This is a genomic window from Paenibacillus allorhizoplanae, from assembly GCF_927798215.1.
In the GTDB taxonomy this organism is placed as follows: domain Bacteria; phylum Bacillota; class Bacilli; order Paenibacillales; family NBRC-103111; genus Paenibacillus_E; species Paenibacillus_E allorhizoplanae.
In genome coordinates this window covers 100,044-115,925 of record NZ_CAKMMW010000027.1, presented here as the reverse complement: position 1 = coordinate 115,925, position 15,882 = coordinate 100,044, and the positions used below count along the sequence as shown (strand labels likewise).

The 15,882-nt window shown below is 43.7% G+C and carries 6 protein-coding genes and 2 pseudogenes; 6 read left to right on the top strand and 2 right to left on the bottom strand.

Annotated elements, in window-relative coordinates; genetic code table 11:
* Positions 1–388: 388 nt before the first annotated feature.
* Entirely contained in the window at positions 389–1,720 is a 1,332-nt protein-coding gene (locus L6I86_RS30210; RefSeq protein WP_236292229.1) for an amino acid permease, read from the bottom strand.
* Positions 1,721–2,204: 484 nt separating this feature from the next.
* Here L6I86_RS30210 and L6I86_RS30205 point away from each other — a divergent pair, with 484 nt between their 5' ends.
* Positions 2,205–2,627, top strand: a complete 423-nt coding sequence (locus L6I86_RS30205) for a hypothetical protein (RefSeq protein WP_236292227.1) — start codon at positions 2,205–2,207, stop codon at positions 2,625–2,627.
* Between the two features lie 662 nt (positions 2,628–3,289).
* Positions 3,290–5,293: a LuxR C-terminal-related transcriptional regulator gene (locus tag L6I86_RS30200; RefSeq protein ID WP_236292226.1), complete on the top strand. Its 2,004-nt coding sequence runs from the start codon at positions 3,290–3,292 to the stop codon at positions 5,291–5,293.
* Positions 5,294–5,362: 69 nt separating this feature from the next.
* On the opposite strand, the pseudogene L6I86_RS30195 reads toward L6I86_RS30200, so the two are convergent.
* Positions 5,363–6,700, bottom strand: a pseudogene (locus L6I86_RS30195) (IS3 family transposase).
* Between the two features lie 362 nt (positions 6,701–7,062).
* Between L6I86_RS30195 and L6I86_RS30190 the strand changes: the two are divergent.
* The 4 genes and pseudogenes from L6I86_RS30190 to L6I86_RS35750 all read left to right on the top strand — a co-directional run bounded on the left by L6I86_RS30190 (position 7,063) and on the right by L6I86_RS35750 (position 15,435).
* Entirely contained in the window at positions 7,063–14,898 is a 7,836-nt protein-coding gene (locus L6I86_RS30190) for an S-layer homology domain-containing protein (RefSeq protein WP_236292225.1), read from the top strand.
* Positions 14,899–14,959: 61 nt separating this feature from the next.
* Positions 14,960–15,091: pseudogene (locus tag L6I86_RS36005) on the top strand (sigma factor-like helix-turn-helix DNA-binding protein); the annotation flags it as partial.
* A 66-nt stretch (positions 15,092–15,157) separates the two neighbouring features.
* Positions 15,158–15,310, top strand: coding sequence for an ATP-binding cassette domain-containing protein (locus tag L6I86_RS30180; RefSeq protein ID WP_236292222.1), 153 nt, complete (start codon positions 15,158–15,160; stop codon positions 15,308–15,310).
* On the top strand, positions 15,307–15,435 hold the full coding sequence (locus L6I86_RS35750; RefSeq protein WP_276574914.1) for a hypothetical protein: 129 nt from the start codon (positions 15,307–15,309) through the stop codon (positions 15,433–15,435). The genes L6I86_RS30180 and L6I86_RS35750 overlap by 4 nt, the downstream gene beginning before the upstream one ends.
* Positions 15,436–15,882 lie beyond the last annotated feature (447 nt).

The window sequence follows — 15,882 nt, the reverse complement described above, 5'->3', positions numbered from 1 at the left end:
ATGAGAGGGCGATGACCCGTTGAGACATGGGAGTGAAAACCTCCAGGGGCGGCGTGGAGAATGCGTGCAGCATATGGAAATATATGGGGTGAAAACCTCCCCCTCTGTTTCAGTGCGCCTTCATGTTGCCAAGGTCTATTACGGTGACTTTATTCCAAACCTCCTGTTTTTTAACAAGGATGAAATCCTGCGAATAAGCGAGTATACGTGAGAAAACTTAATCGAACCGAGGGAGTACAATAGTTGGGATAAATTGAAATAGGAGCTGAAGCGGCAGCTCCTATTCTTATCGAGATTTGAAGCATATCTTGAAAAACACGGTAAAGAAATTATGAGAATGTTCTAGAACAAATTGCTGGAAGATTTGCCCTACGCATCGTTTGCAGGTCTACCGCCGAACCCGATGGTGTACAAATATGAAATACACGATTGACAGGAATAGACTTAACAATACCGAGGCATAGAACCCCATGCGCTGGTCATGTTGAAACAATGAAAATATAACAAGACCTATCAGCACGATCATGGTCACAAGCGTGGACACCGGCTGCCCAATTGCGAGCTTTGAAATAAACTTATTATCCTCACTTGGTTTCCGTCGCCAATACAAAAACGCCCATAGTATTATGAAGTAATTGAGGAAAATAAAGTAACTTGATGCACTAATTAAAAAATCGTATATATTTGCCGGCAGGACTATTGAGCACACAAGGAAGACTGTGATCAAAATGGTGCTCACAATGAGGCCTACCCATGGAGTTCCAGTTCGAGACTGTATAGTAACCTGTTTGGGTGCATTTCCATTCTGTGCGAGTACAAATATGATCTGGTTTGCCGAGTAAAGTGCGCCAGCCATTACACTAAAAGCGGCAATGAGAATTACTCCATTCAGCACCACTGAAAGAATTCGTAATCCGCTCGCTTGAATGGCCGTCACAAAAGGGCTCGCTGACGTACTGATGCTGCTCCATGGGACAAGCCACAGAACTAATGCAATAGATGCCAGATACAGACAAGTTAGCATGGATAAGGTCCAAATAGCTGCCGTTTCGATGCCGTTGGGATGCCTAATTTCAGCCGCTGCCGCAGCGAATACCCCAATTCCTGCAAACGAGAAAATGACAATCAGCATACTTTGCGGGATGCTAATCCATCCATTTGGCAAGAAACCTCCTTTTGCGCCTGCGTGATTAAGAATCATTTCAGAGCCAAGATCTATCGAATGATGACCAACCGCGGCGAACAGCAAAATTCCGCCGTACACAATAAATCCGACGAGAGCGCCGATTTTGACAACACTCATGATGGACTCAATCCGCTGGAAGCCCTTCACTCCGAAAGCATTGATAGCTATAATTAGTGCCGAGAATATCCATGCGAGCAGAAGTGTCGGTACACGCGGCCACCACATCTGTGTGAAAATAGCCATTGCCACTGCTTCGCTAGAAATCGTCAAAATGCTTGAAAGGTAATACGTCCACCCTTGGAGATAACCGGCAAAAGACCCTAAGTACATTTGGGGAAACACCTGAATTCCACCTTTAACAGGTTGTTCCACTGCCATCGATGTCAAGGCCCCTGTAACTTGAGCCGTGATAAGTCCTCCGAGCAAAAATGCTAATAAGACTGCAGGTCCAGCCGTTCGAATAGGCAGACCCGAACCTAGGAAGAACCCTGCCCCAATAATACCGCCAATACCAATAAGGGTGAGTCCTCCCACGGACAATGAATTATTGTACTCGTTTCCGCCATTTTTATTGGATCTTGTTCGTACATTTCGTTGTTTGACCCTCACGTTTATCACCCGTTTAACTTATTTTGTATGTAGTATTTGTTAATTACATGGAAATATTTCCACAAAATTTGTGGGATATATCAGAATGCAGCTAAATCAATAAAAATTTAACCGAAGCAGGCGACATCACATAACACCGTATTCACGCTTCGAGCTAGCGCTCTAAGTCTATCCTAGGAGTTTTCAAGGTAGAAGAATCAGCAGGCAACCATGCACCTACTAACCGCATCTGGCATTGCACTAACGTAAGAACGTTTGTTCAATAGACACATCAATGGGAGGCTGCCGGCATGATCGGCAGCCTCCATTACGTTAACGGGCAGGTTTGCGTGGTACCCATCTTGAATATATAAGTGCAAAGTTAAATTAATTGCAGTAAACGCGAATTGGGAATCGAGGTGAGATTTCTATGAGGTCGGCATTTGTATTAATTGATTCAGATGAGAGTGAATCTATATTCAAAATCTTAGACTCTTTCTCTAGCAATTATGAGAATATACAATGGGTTTATATAGATGATAAAAATGACCCGATTTTATATATTCAGTTTGACCTTCAGAAGTATCTCTTAAATGAAATAGAGAGTCCTGAAAATAATTTGTTAGTTGAGATAATTAAGTCATATCAAGTAATTCAAATAGACATCTCTGGAAGACATTCGGGGGACAAAGAGGTTTTGTTTGTTGTTAAAGAGCTATTATCTAAATTTAATGGCTTTGCAATGGATGATTACAGTGATCACTTATGGCATTTAATTGAGATCCAAAATGGTGCAAAATATAACGGATTTAATTTTTTTGACTATAATGGGTGGAATTTGAAAAATCATTGATTAAACAAGCATGCATTCAACTAAAGGTGAACGATAACGTGAAATAAGGGCATACCAACGAGAGGATGCTAACATCTTAATGAATCAAATAGTTTATAAGACATTAATGAGCTTGAAAGAGCATATAGAAAAATCACCATCAATGCATATCCAACTTGGATCAGGAGACTTACAGCCCTGCTCCTTTTTCTTTTATAAACCTACAGAGATACACATTATGAATTTTGTTATGGAAACGGGATACTACAAAAGTGATTAAATAGAACAAAATATCATTTGATGGGGATGTTTCTTTATATTTATTGGAGTTACTACGGATTGAGCTACCGAGAAACTATAGCTCAAACAAAGCTAGGAGCAGATCACTTTACGATACAAACCACTTTTTACATCAGGTGGTTTAGGTAGAGAGTTTTTTGTCACTCAGATTAGCCGTAAATTTCTTCCTCTACAACGTCATACCATTGAAATGTTACCTGATAAAAAGAAAACTTGGTCAAAATCTAAGAAAACGAGAGCAATTTAGAGCTTAGCGATTCTCCATAGAGGCAGGATAGTTCAATGATTTGGCGAATACTCCAAGGATTGATTTTTTAGAATGGATAGACCCTTGCGTATAATTCTAAGTATATAATCCTAAATTTTCGTTGTTGGGGGTTTCCATGGGCAACTTTGGTGAGGAGATTCGGCAATTAGAAGAGGACTTTTTTGTTGGGCGTAAAATGGAGCTGGATTTATTCAGAAATCTCGTCAGGTCGGAAAGTACGTCACACATATTAAATATCAGCGGCACAGGAGGAATTGGAAAAAGCTCCTTGCTGGATCAGTTCCAGAGAATATGCATCCATGAAGGAGTACCTTTCTTTCAGATGGACTGCGTGGACTTCACGAAGACACCGACGGGGTTTACCTCGCGGTTACTCGCTATTCTAAAGTCTGAAGTAGCTGCAGAAGGCCGGGAAGACGCGTTATTGCAGCAGGCAGAAGAACAGCTGAATCATCTGGGTGATATGGGTCGTTTGGTTTTGGCAATCGATACCTATGAAGAGATGGATGAGCTTGATGATTGGCTCCGTAATTCATTCTTGGTCAGATTATCAAACCGAATAGTCATCCTGTTAGCTGGCCGATTTCCGTTAAAAGGGGGCTGGGTTTCATCCCCCGCGTGGAGAAGATTAATCACATTTATGCCATTGTCGCCTTTTGACTATGAAACCTGTAAAGAGTACAGCTCCATTTATGGTGTGAATGACGAGAGCTTCGTACGAAAATCATATACGATTACAAAGGGACACCCTTTAGCGTTATCCCTTTTTATGGGCTTACATGACCAGGAGCAAGAGCCGGAATTAATTCTTTGGACCGAGACCTTTAAAGAAATTGCAGGTCGGTGGCTGCGTGAGAATCCAGATCCCATCTTGACTGAGCTGCTGGAAGCGGCAACAATGCTCCGGGTGTTTAACCACGAGATTCTTGAATCTATGCTTGGTAGAGAGATCAGCAACGATGCGTTTGAAAAACTGATTCATCTTTCCTTTGTTAGAAAAACAGTGCGGGGATGGTACTTGCATCAGGTTCTCCGCAAAACGCTTTATCAGGATTTCAGATTAAGGAAGCCTCAAGTCTATCATCAGCTATGGCAGCGAAGCGTAGAATACCACTATGGTCTTATTAGCTCAAATCATGTAACGATGGAGGAAAGGAACCTGCTCCTATTGGATTATATATATGTAGTGGGGGATCCTGGTTTCCGGGCCATGTTTTTCGAGGATACGATTGATCAGTTGTATTATATCGAATCGATACACCAAGAGAACTTGCATGAAGCTGAGCAATATGTACGAGATGTCCTTGCCAATCTTGAGGACTTCGTTCGAGAGATGTTTGATCCGGTTACAAATGAAAAGTATATCTATAAAATTCCGAAGGCTGTCAATGAGAAATGGTTTACCTCGATTATTCTTTCCGAAATTATAACGTTTGGAAGCGATGCGATCAGACTTCTTAAGAATGAAAAACATGAAGCGGTGGGCATTTTCATTTATATTCCGATTCATCGTGATTCTCTACAGTTATTAGAACAAAATCCCATTACCCAATCCTATTTCCGTATATTATCCAAACAAGAGCGAGATAAGCTAAACGTATCCCCTGAATCGCCTGCAGGATGGTTTCAATATAAGATCGATTTTTCAAAGGACGGCAGTGCAGCAGCTCGGTTCATGTTCTTTCAAACGTACCTATCCTACTATTTGAAAGGAGGAGTGATGATCTACACGACTCCAATGAAATATCTTCAGGAAGCGGTAAAAGGAATAGGCTATTTAGAGATACCAAGAGCTACACATAATGGCTTTGGTCCTGATTTTCCAGCACCGGTATTGGTACTTGACTTCAGGGAAGATAAAGACATGCAGAAATTTGTGGACAATCTGTATCGGTCTACGAAGGTGGACACTAAGGCCAAGGATCATGATGCCATTCTATCAGGACTGACGCCCCGTGAACGGGAAATTGCTCTTTTGGTCAAAATCTGCTCCACTAACGATGAAATTGCCCAGAAGCTTTATCTATCGGAAATTACGGTGAAGAAGAATCTAAGCCGAATTTACGAGAAGCTGGAAGTGAAAGGGAAAACGGAGCTAATTAAAAAATTAATGAGCTAAATAAGGAAGTTAAGAAGAAAGCCCTAGAGGATTAAACTGTACCCCATGTAAAGGACATTTTAAAAAAGTCTAGGCAGATTGAAGTAGATGATCTCTGTATTGAAGAACAGGGGTCATCTTTTTTAAATTCCATTGGTATCTGTAATGGTTATAGTAAGTCATGTAATCCTTAATCTCCCGTTTTAGCTCATCCAAAGTCAAACAAGACTTAATGGAAGCTTGATCTTTAAAATGACCGAAAAAGGATTCCTGAGGGGCATTGTCCCAACAGTTTCCCCTCCTGGACATGGATTGTTTTAATTTCATCCTCTTAAGCATTTTTTGAAAGTCTGGATGTGTATAATGGGTTCCCTGATCAGAATGAATGAAGGCACCCTCTGCTTTCTTAAACCTTCTATTTTTCTTAAGTTTAAGAAGTGTATCTGTCGCTATATCCATCATGATCTGGCTAGATACATGATATGCTAAGATTTCATTGGTTGAGCTGTCCTTGATGGTTGATAAATAGGCTTTTTTACTTGAACCGTAAAATAAATAGGTAATGTCCGTTAGTAATACTTTACCGGGGATATTCTGCTTAAACTCTCGGTTCAGCAGGTTAGGAACGATCCTATGCTCTTGGGTGGCCTTCATCATCCTTTTATAGGGATTGGCCTTTCTGTAAGGGCACACGATGTTGTATTTCTTCATAACCCTCCTGATGGCGTTTCAGATTGTAGAAAACCTTAAATTGCCCCTCCAGTGTCATCTTGACGGAACGAGCCCCTTTTTTGCGTCGTTTGAAATGATAAGCCTTCAAGATGATCTCTTTTACCTGTTCATCTTGTTGCTCCCGCTGGCTTCTCTTTTGCTGTGCCTCGGAAGTCCAGTACCTGTAGTATCCACTCTTGGAAACCTCGGCCACTTTACATAAATAGTTAACCATCCAGTGGAGCTCATATTTCTTGATAATGGTATGGATGAGCACGTATCTTTGTTCAGGAGACAATGCTATTCTTTGTTCTGCCTCTTTTCCGCAAAACGGATCTTTTTTAACAGTTCGTTCTCCGCTTTTAATAAGTTGTTCTGAGCCTCCAACCTGGCATACTTCTCTTCCATCGTCAGTTCCCTTGTAAGAGGTCTACCTGACCCTTGGCTTCTCGTATCCTGCAAACCTAGAACACCGTTCTCCTGGTAACTCGTACGCCATCTCTTTCCCGAGGATCTGACTCTTTGTATCCCAATGACAGTCACATCAAAACCACATTCTTCAAAAATTTCTCTAGGCAACTTGCCTTTGCTGTTTTCTGTTATGAACAATTGTTTAAACGCATCTGTATACGTAATTGCCTTTGATGAAACAGTCTTAACATAAGGATTGATAGATAGCGACTTGATTTCGTTATCTGTGAATATTTTCTTGCTCATTTCATTTTCACATTCCCATCTTTTCTGATATAAACAAAAGTACCCTATCGAGAGACTTTTTTAAAGTGTCTACTTGATAGGGTACAGTTTAGATTGCCTCTGGGCTTTTTTTTTCATTGCAGGCTGCAATCAATGCAGAAGTATACCTATTTGTATACTTTAGTGTCATATCACTAGGCGACCTATCCAGTTATGCTAAATGAGTCAGAATGATCGTTTGAAGTTTGAACTTTAGTATAGTGGGCGGAGGATGTGGTTAGTGATTGAATTTGTTGGTAAACAAGGGTAGAAAAACCTTACAGTAATGAATTGCATGATACAATATGTATCCATAAAAAGATGATTTCGGAGGTACTAATCCAATGAGCATTCAAGCATTCTGGACGAAACATGTTATAAGAAGGCTGTCTCTCGTGCTCGCTATTGTTTTATTGTTAAGCAGTGTGCTGCCGATAAGTGCACAAGCACAGTCCGAAGCAGAAGGGAAAGGAAATACGGCTGCAGTTGGATCTGATTCATCGGTCCCCGATGCTGTCTATGGTTTGTTAGGATCAGGTACGCCGACACTTTGGAATGTCCTTACCAAAATTGGCGCTGATGACCGACCGATTATAGGTTTTGAGAATAAGATTACACCTGACGGACGGTATGTTGGCTTTCAGGAAATGTATTATAAGGATCCAGGACAATTATATCCGAATTTTAAACTTTCTTTATATGATCGAGATACTGGCAGCAAAACGAGTGTATTGCCTGAGACGTTTCAGGACGACGTTAAACATTTTTCGATGTCGGCGAACGCGCAGTATATCGCATTTTCAGGTTATAGTTTGAATCCATATAAATATCCACAAGTCTATTTGCTTGACTGCAATAGTGGAGAGATGGAGTTGATTAGCAGCGATGTTAGCGCTTGGGCAGATGAACCTTCCATAAGCGCGGATGGCCGTTACGTAGCATTTAGCTCATCTTCAGATACATTAGTTCCTGGAGATTCGGATGGGCAAGCGGACATTTTTATCTATGATCGCACCACGAAAACAAAAGAGCGCATCAGTCAACCGCGCCTAGTCATAGATTCTGAAGATCCGCTGGTTGGCAGCGGTGACAGCGAGTGGCCGTCGATTAGTGCCGATGGCCGTCATGTGGCATTTACATCGTTTTCCAGTCTCTTGGTTGAGCACGATACGAATGAAATGGGCGATGTGTTTCTATATGACCGTACTACGCAAGCAATTAAAAGGATTAACCTATCTTCTACAGGAGAAGAAGCGAACAATCATAGTTTTGAGCCATCGATTAGTGGAGACGGGCGTGTTGTAGCCTTTAAATCAGATGCTGATAATCTGGTTTCCGGAGATACAAACCAGGCTGGTGATGTTTTTGTGTATCTAGCAGGCAGCGATACAGTCAAACGTATATCTCTTAAGCCTAGCGGTGAGCAAAATACTTCGGAGAGCCGGTCCGCACAGACCAGCAATGATGGCAAATATGTCGGCTACACAACACTCGAGATTTTTTCGCCAACTGAAAGTACAGAACAGTCATTTGTAGGGAATGTCGAAACCCTTTCCTCTAAAGAAGTAAGCGTGAATGATGCTCACTATGAATTGCATAAACCGAGCTTTTCGGTAGCCGTTAGCAATGAGGCAAATGCTGTGACTTTCTCTGCATTTTATAAAGTTAAGCCAGCACAGGAAGGCGTTGAACCGATTGCGGGGATGTTCCTTGCTTCGTCAGAAAGTTCAGCGAGCCGTCCAACTTGGCCAGCAGGAAGTAAACTGACAGCCGCGGATGCGCAAGGAGATAAAATAACGTTATCTTGGCCAGCTGCGACGGATACAAAAGGTATTAAAGAATATAAGCTGTTTCAAAACGACGCGGCTATTGCAACGATTCCATCTCCAGCTTTCTCCTATACGGTTACGGGATTGAAGCCGGATACCGATTATACGTTTCGCGTAGAGGCGGTCAATCTGGATCTTGTCATGAGCAGTGGCGGACCAGTTTACTCCATGAAAACGGAACCGGATCTAAACCGTGTAAGCGTAACTGCGAGAGCCGATCGTATGTCGCAGGGATTACTGCTGATCAATAGTAGGCTGGCGATTGGGGCCGTTACATCTCCAGGTCGTCAAGTCCATGCAACGATTACGTATAAGACATGGTTTGACGATAACGGTGCGCGTTTAACAACGCCTCGAACAACAAGCGAAACCATTGAGTTGCTAGTAGATTCTTCAGAGCCAAGTCATTATGCGGGCGAGTTTATCGTGAATGCGAATAAAGGTATTGCTGAGATTGTTTCGATTAAAGGTTCCACCAAGAATGGATCTGGTGAGGACATTGAGGAAGAAGCCAAAGGTTATCCGATTAAAGTAACGGGCAGCTTGAAGCTAAGCTTTGAAAATCCAGGTCATATTGATCCGAATGGTGCACAGGTTGCCCTTGTAAGCAAACGCTTTGGCGGTAAAAATACGGTGCTGGCAAGCGATGAACCTGTTGTGGTGGAAGGCCTTCTACCTGATTCGGAATACGGGATTCAGTTCATCTCACCGAAATCTAACAGTTGGGATCATAAAGAACACGTTGCCGTTCAGTCCGGACTCATCAATGAGGTTACACTTGCGATCCCGGTTTCAGCCATGTTTCGTTTTAAAGTGCAAAACCAAAATCGGCAGCCAGTAGATCAAATTAGGCTCGAACTCATGGACGGTACGGGTAACAATTATATGGGCACTATGCTCAGTGATCCTTCCGGTTTAACGGAGTGGACCTCGATCAGTGATGCACGTATGACGTTTAAGGTGAAAGTGGATGTTGAAGGTAAATTATATGAAGATATACCTGATCAAGACGTGGTATTGAAGCCAGGTGAAAATGAGCAGATGATTACGCTTCATACACCACCGCAAGGGATGTTAACGGGTAAGGTAACAGACCCGGAAGGTAAGCCTGTATTCAACGCAATGGTCACAACGACGCAGACTTTTCAAGGCAGACCGCTTGTACAAACATTGTACACGGATTTGAAGGGAGAGTACCAAGTGGAGCTGCTGGCCGGTGAGGTCGCAGTCGAAGCTTCCGAATATAAGCTTAATTATTTTTCGGACAAAAATATAAAGAGAGTGATTCAAGACGGTCAAGATACGGTGCTAGATATTCCGTTAAAAGCACCTGATACGGGTACGATCCAATTGAAGGTTTTCATGAAATTTTTGGATACGGAATGGCAAGGTCCGATTAACATGGAACAGTTCGGGATGCGTTCCGAGGTTACCTCTGCACTTGGCGGCGGGATTTCAAGCTATTATCTAAATGCAGTCCATTATCAAGGTTACCCAGGTCAAGAAATGAAGGTTTGCGTGTCGGGTACAATTCACCGGATCGGTACTGGTTGCACGAGCGTAACGTTGGATGAGCATTCGAATGCTACAGCTGAAATTCGTTTAGAGGAAAAAGGCTCTAGGGTAAAAGGGAGGCTCCCTGCACCTACATTTAACGCCAGGGAGGCGGATGTAAACGTATATGAAGTGTTGTCAAGCGGCGAGCTGCAACATGTTGGTTGGGAAAATGTGAATGCACAAGGACCGTTTGAAGTGCATGTTCCGAAGCAGGGAACCTATCGAGTAGAAATCAGCAGAAGAGAAATCAGTAGCAGTAGTAACAATCCGAAATGGGAAATGGCCCATGTAGAAGTATCCGTTGGTGATAAGCAAATTAAAGATATAGGCAGTGTCACATTTACAGAAAAAAAATATTTTACACATCCTTCTGTCAATTTCTTTATAGCAGTTCCGAATCAAGCTTCTCCTGGTGGAACGGTACAGCTTCGTGCGAATTACCGCAGCCAGACCGGAAGTGAGACGCTCATCGATGCTCATATGCGCATAGATATGCCAGAAGGCATGCAGCCGGTAACGGATACACTGGGCCGAGTGGTCGTGAAAGGTGCGAATGGAGCCGCTGTTTGGAATGGAAGTTACTTGGAAATTCCTCTACCTTACGTGGAGGCGAAGAAAGATGGGGCCGTTCAATTCCAAGTGAAGCTCGCTGACAACTTCAGCTCCCAATCGGTACGTCTCGCCGCGCATATCGAAGGCAAGACCTCGGCCACTGAAGTGGATGTGAATGAATCGCTTGGCGAAGTTTTGCTGGACGTTCCGAATGTAACGCTTGATGCGCCTGAACGTTTAACGAGCTCTGATGTTCTCGTCTCAGGACTTGCACAAGTCGGCAGCAAGATCAGCGTTTATGATAGCGATACGTTGGTGGGGACGTTTGAAGCAACAGGCGCAGGAACATGGAAAGGAAAGATTTCGCTGATCGATCTAGGCTCGCCTAGCGTTCACGTACTGCGTGCAGTTGCAGAGTCAGGCGGTGTACAGCTGCATTCTAAAAAGGTATTTGCCAATTTGGATCCAGATCAGCCGATCTTGGAGGAAATGGCGATGGCCCAGCAGCCGAACGGCAAGTGGATTCGTTTGGATGTTAAAAAGGGCGCAACGCCATTCCCGTATACAGTCGTACCTGGAAATCCGTTCGTGTACCAATTAAAGTTTGACAAACCAGAGAAGGTAACGAATGTTCAAATCTTTATGGGCGGCCAATACGGCGCACCGGTGCAAGCACAGCGGAAATCAAATGGGATTTTTGAAGCTATTGTGCCAACGAATAAAGGTGCGCTAGGCGGAATTTACGTGTTGTACGATACCGTGAAGCCAAGACCTTCTTATAATGCGGAGGATTTGCCGAGCGATGAGCAAATTCGCAAGTCACTGCCAGCAAATATGCAGGACTTTGAAGTGGTATCGAAAGAGCCGTTTACCCAGGTTGGAGATACGTATACCGGCAAGGCCGTGATCCAATTTCCGAAAGTGCCCGGACTTAAAATGACCGTGAAATTTACAATTAACTTGAAGCCGGCAGTCAAATACAAGCCAACGGAAGAAGAAATCCAACTGGCCAAAGAAACAGGGATAGCCTTGTTCAATACTAGCTTTACAACAACCGAAACTGAAACAGGGATTACCAGTGTTGTGAAAGGCTATGCCCCGCGTAAGTTGTTGTTCCAAACCTCTGATTTAGTATCAAATGCCCGTACATTTAACTTGGTTGCTTCTCCGAGTGATATACTGCAAAATGTACTCGAAAACGCAATTGAAATCGAAGATGGAGCTGAGTTTGTGACTGAGGTGCAGGCGGAGGTTGGCGAAGTCGCAGAACCTTTTAATAAGGTAAATGAAGTTTCGGAAGCTTATACAGGCTACAGAGATTATGCTGGGAAAATCAACAAAATTATGCAAGGGGTTGAATCCAGCTCAGGCTGTGTAGAGAATGCCGAACAAGTTGGCGAGCAAGCTGGGAAAGCTGTTCTAGTTACGGTTGGCGGTGAAGTGGTGAAGACAGCTCTTGGCGCTTGGACAGGTGCAATGGCACTGGAAGGTCCTGCAGGTATTGCCGCTGGTGTCGTCTCGAAAATTGTAAGTAATAAAGTAGATAGCTATGTCGACGAGCAAATTGATGCTGTAGGAGCAGCAGGCTCAAGTAGTAAATGTGATAACAATGATGACGAATTCCCGGATGATGAAGAAAATATTTATAAGAAAAGAGTAAAAAGAACGCCGCGCATCGTGAATCCGAAGTGGATTTATGATCCAAGCGGGTACGTGTATGAAGCGGTAGAGAGTAATCGTTTGCAGGGTGTAGAAGCCAGAGTACTTTACTTAAACCCGGCGACAGGAACCTGGGAAGTATGGCATGATGCGGAAGATTACGATCAAATTAATCCACAGCAGACAGATGCTGAAGGGAAATATGGCTGGGATGTACCAGAGGGCAAGTGGAAGGTAGTCTGGACAAAAGATGGCTATGAAACAGCCAGTAGTAGCGAGCTGGAAGTACCTCCACCGCATTTTGACGTGAATATGGGACTAATTTCAAAAGCAGCGCCAGAAGTAGCGGCGGTTACTGCAGTCGTAAGTTCGGGTGGCCATTACGTGGATGTGAAATTTACTCAGTATGTCCAAACGTCCATTCCACTTCAGGCTGACACCATTGTGGTGAAGGATGCGAGCGGTAATGTGCTTGAGGGTGCGGCTGCCTATGTGAATGCAGAGAACAGTCCAAATGGAGAGTCGCTGTCAAGAACACTTCGATTTACGCCGAGCGGGAGCTTGCAAGCAGGGCAAGAATATCAAATCATTGTTACCCCGGAAGCCATCGTCAATTATGCATGGAAAGTGATGAGCAGCGGCGCCCAACCTAAGGTTACAGCAGTCGTGCAGGATGCGGTTGGCCCAAATATGCGAAGTGCTGAATTGCAAGGCGGCAATCGGATCGTTCGAATTACATTTAATGAGGAGTTTGCGGCAGGAACAGCAACGAACCCAGAACGATTTGTCATTGTGGCGACCGGTTGGAACGGTGAGGTTCAATCCGTAGTTGCCGAGCGTACGGACAACAATGAGCCAGTGAAAAGCATTCTTCTGACACTGTCACGTGCTTTACCAGAAGGAGTTAGCGTATCATTAACAACTGCTGCAGGTGCAGTGACAGATTTGCAAGGCAATCCTTCAGTAGAAAAAACGAATACAATTTCGGGACCAAATACGCTGCTAAATACGTTGACGATTACTGGGGGCCAATTGACTACAGACTTTAACGGCTCGACAACGGAATATACATTAAAAGTTGTAAAAACCGCGCAAGAGCTGCAATTGACTGCTAAACTCGCTGATGGATCAGCGAAGCTGTATATCGGTGAGAGAGAGGCGATGGACGGAAAATCAGAGAAAGTTGATATCCGAGACGCTGCCTCCATTAAATTGACGGTCAGAGCAGCCAATCATCCAGAAATTGCAAGAACTTATACGTTAGTCATTGAGCGCACAGACAGTACGGGTGGAGGTCCTACAAATGGAGGCGGCGGTAGCGGCGGTACACCACCGACAAAAACGCCAGATCATCCTGCAGACCCTTCAGATTTAGGTCGAGATGCTCGAATTGAGCGTATGACGGGGGCAGATGGTAAAGAGCAGTTCATCGTAGAACTCAATCCGAAAACGGTGAAAGAGGCAATCGATGCAGGTAAATCGTTAGATAAACTTACAGTGAATGTAAAGGAACATGCAGAGCAATACATGGTGAAGTTACCGATTGAAGTGTTCCGTCAATTAAGTCAAGCGAAGGCGAAGATAAACATTCAACTGGGCACTTCAGTTGTCCAATTACCTGCGAGTGCTTGGGCAGAAGATGTGAATGATAAGACAACCTCAGTCACAGTGAAGATCGTGAAGCCATCTGCTACTGAGGAAAAAGCATGGTTAAGCAACTTGAACCAACGCAGTAAAGGAGTTAAGCCAGTATCAGAGCTGTTGCATGTTCAGTTGCTGGCAAAGGCAGATCAACAAGGAGCTACTTCACTACCACACAAGCATCAGCTAATGATAACTATCGATAACGCTAGTTCCGAACCAGGCTTAGGCATTTATGGCTTTGATCCGGCTAAGCAACAATGGGTATTTATCAGTGAGAGTCTGCCATCATCAGGTAAGTTAACCTTTGAGGCAGAGGCGTCTATGTATGTAGCTGCCATGTCATATACGAATAGCTTTACTGATATTACGAATCATTGGGCGAAGAATTCGATCGATTGGATGGCAGCACGTATGCTTGCTGGCGGTTATGAAGATCAAACGTTCCGCCCGAATCAGTCGGTGACGCGAGCAGAATTCACCGCATTTATCGTTAGAATGCTAGGATTAGAGGTGAAGAAAGAAGAAACCTCGAGTAAATTTAGCGATGTGCAGTCAAGCGATTGGTATTACGAAGCAGTAAAAGCCGCAGATCAGGCAGGATTAGTTACAGGAAGCGGTGAAGGGAACTTTGCGCCGAATGCGCTAATCACCAGAGAGCAAATGGCGGTCATCGTGTGGAGAGCATACGAAAAATTGTCAGGTAACGGCCGTACCGTAAGCAGTGAAGAGCAAGCAATTCTGATGCAAACTTTCGATGACAACGGCGCGATCTCAGATTGGGCAAAAGCGAGCGTCGCTTCTTCCGTGAAGGAAGGACTGATCCAAGGCGTAAGCAGCAATCAATTCCAGTCTTCGGGACTCGCGACACGCGCACAAGCCGTTACATTGCTAAATCGTTTGTCTGAGAAGCTAGACAAAAATAGGGATAAGGGGAGATGATCCGTGTCAAAATCAGTTTTATGATTAAAACAGAATAGGTGAAATATGGAGAAATTAAGACGAGCTTGGCGGCGAAGAGCAGACGCAGCGGGAGATCGCGAAGGAGCTGGGGATCAGTCGCTCCTACGTGTCGCGGATTGAGAAGCGGGCGCTGATGAAGCTGTATCATGCGTTCTACAAGGCAAAGCGGTAGAAGAAGGTAAAAGAGTTGAATCGCACTCTTCATTTATTTGGCATCAGATAATGGGGGGCGAAGACAATGACAGCCTTAATTCAAATTGAACATGTCAGCAAATTCTATCACATGGGCGGGGAGACAATCCGCGCCCTTGACGACATTTCATTAGACATCGCGCAGGGGGAATTTGTCGCTATCATGGGACAGTCAGGTTCCGGAAAGTCCACGCTATGAACATCATCGGCTACTTGGACGTTTCGGATGAAGGTTTGTATGTGCTGGAAGGGAAGCAGATTCATTCGCTGAAAGTCTCACAATTGGCAGAGATTCGAAATCGGAAGATCGGGTTAGTAATATAATCGGCCTTACGATAAAAATCGTAGGGCTTTAGCTCTTTTAATAATGAAGAATGGGACAATGTATTAAGGACTCTATTTAGGTGATTTGAAGTTTTTTACATATATAAATATTTCTCATGTTTTATAGTGAGAAAAGGAGCACAAACCTTGTATAACGGGAAATGATAGTGAAATAAACAGGGAGCAGATCGCCGCGGCGGGTAACTGTTCCTTTTTAATGTTGAAGTAACTGGTAGTTATTTGTGGTAGAATATGTATTATTTTACGTGCTTAATTAAGAGGAAAGCTCGGAGATTAATTTGGGTGATTCGTTAGTTAGAGTATGCAAAATTAGTTCTGCTGTTGTGAAGGAGAATTGGATGATCGGATTCGTCTTCCAGAACTCTAATTTCCTTCCACGGCTTAATGCGTATGAGAAATTTCAATAAGCGTGAACGGGAGCCGCTT